This is a genomic window from Polaromonas sp., assembly GCF_030682935.1.
In the GTDB taxonomy this organism is placed as follows: domain Bacteria; phylum Pseudomonadota; class Gammaproteobacteria; order Burkholderiales; family Burkholderiaceae_C; genus Polaromonas.
In genome coordinates this window covers 1-1,941 of sequence record NZ_JAUXNA010000048.1, presented here as the reverse complement: position 1 = coordinate 1,941, position 1,941 = coordinate 1, and the positions used below count along the sequence as shown (strand labels likewise).

The following is a 1,941-nucleotide window of genomic DNA, read 5'->3' as shown; positions in this document are numbered from 1 at the left end:
GGCTGCATTCGCGCAGTTCGCTTCCGACCTGGACGAAGCCACCCGCAAGCAGCTTGACCGCGGTGCCCGCGTGACCGAGTTGCTCAAGCAGGCGCAATACTCGCCCTTGTCCATCTCCAACATGGGTGCCACGCTGTTCGCAGTGAACAAAGGCTTCATGGACGATGTGGAAGTCAAGAAAGTGTTGGCTTTTGAGCACGGCTTGCATGCCTGGCTCAAGGACAAGCATGCTCCCTTGATGGCCAAGCTCGAAGCCAACAAAGCCATGGACAAGGACGCTGAAGCGGAACTGACCACGGCTGTGGCGGCGTTCAAGAAGTCGTTTGCCTGAGCTTGCCTGACTTCACAAAGTCAAGGCAAGCTTTCTAGAAACCATTAGGAATCCACATGGCAGCAGGCAAGGAAATACGCGGCAAGATCAAATCGGTGGAAAACACCCGGAAGATCACCAAAGCCATGGAAATGGTGGCGGCCTCCAAAATGCGCAAGGCGCAGGAACGGATGCGCGCTGCCCGTCCTTACAGCGACAAGATTCGCAACATCACGGCCAACCTGAGTCAGGCCAATCCCGAGTACACCCACGTGTTCATGGAGTCCAACGACGCCAAGACGACCGGGTTTATTGTGGTGACCACGGACAAAGGTCTGTGCGGAGGTCTGAACACCAACGTACTTCGCGCCGTGACCGCCAAGCTCAAGGACCTGCAGGCGGCAGGGCTTGACGCGCAGGCCGTGGCCATTGGCAACAAGGGCCTGGGTTTCCTGAATCGTGTGGGTGTCAAGGTGGTGTCCCACGTCACACAGCTCGGTGACAAGCCGCACCTGGAAAAGTTGATTGGCCCTGTCAAGGTGCTGCTCGACGCGTACAGCGAAGGCAAGGTCAAGGCGGTTTACCTGTGCTACACCAAGTTCATCAATACGATGAAGCAGGAATCGGTGATCGAGCAGTTGCTGCCGTTGACGGCGGACCGCCTGCAGGCCGATAAGGAACAGCACGGCTGGGACTACCTTTACGAGCCTGACCCGCAGTCCGTGATTGACGATCTGTTGGTGCGCTACGTGGAAGCGCTGGTGCTGCAGGCCGTGGCTGAAAACATGGCGTCCGAGCAATCGGCCCGTATGGTGGCCATGAAGTCTGCAACCGACAACGCTGGCAGCGTGATTGGTGAACTCAAATTGATTTACAACAAAACGCGTCAAGCGGCGATCACGAAAGAACTTTCGGAAATCGTTGCCGGTGCCGCAGCGGTTTAAACCGCGACTCAAGATTTAAAGAACAGAAAAGGATCCAATCATGGCTCAGGTTCAAGGCAAGATTGTTCAGTGTATCGGTGCGGTGGTTGACGTGGAGTTTGCGCGCAACCAGATGCCAAAGATTTATGACGCGCTCAAGATGGAAGGCTCATCGCTGACGCTAGAAGTTCAGCAGCAACTGGGTGACGGCATTGTGCGTACCATTGCGCTGGGCACGTCAGACGGCATGCGCCGTGGCAACATCGTGTACAACACCGGCGCGCCTATTACGGTTCCCGTGGGCAAAGCCACGCTGGGCCGCATCATGGACGTGCTCGGTGCGCCGATTGACGAGCGCGGCCCGGTCAGCCAGGAACTCACCGCTTCGATTCACCGCAAGGCGCCAGCCTACGACGAATTGAGCCCTTCCCAGGAACTGCTGGAAACCGGCATCAAGGTGATTGACCTGATTTGCCCGTTTGCCAAGGGCGGCAAGGTGGGTCTGTTCGGCGGCGCCGGCGTCGGCAAGACCGTGAACATGATGGAACTCATCAACAACATCGCCAAGGCGCACTCGGGTCTGTCCGTGTTTGCCGGTGTGGGCGAGCGTACCCGCGAAGGCAACGACTTTTACCACGAGATGGCCGATTCCGGCGTGGTGAACCTCGAGAACCTCGGCGAATCCAAAGTGGCCATGGTCTACGGCCA

Annotated in this window: 1 protein-coding gene and 2 pseudogenes; all 3 read left to right on the top strand. The window is 57.6% G+C overall.

Translation table 11 applies throughout. The annotated features are described in order from the left end of the window. Positions 1-331: pseudogene (locus tag Q8K05_RS01725) on the top strand (F0F1 ATP synthase subunit alpha); the annotation flags it as partial. A 56-nt stretch (positions 332-387) separates the two neighbouring features. Continuing rightward, a complete protein-coding gene (gene atpG / locus Q8K05_RS01720) occupies positions 388-1,254 on the top strand; it encodes a F0F1 ATP synthase subunit gamma (RefSeq protein WP_305244821.1) in 867 nt (288 codons plus the stop codon). Positions 1,255-1,294: 40 nt separating this feature from the next. Further along, positions 1,295-1,941, top strand: a pseudogene (locus Q8K05_RS01715) (F0F1 ATP synthase subunit beta); the annotation flags it as partial.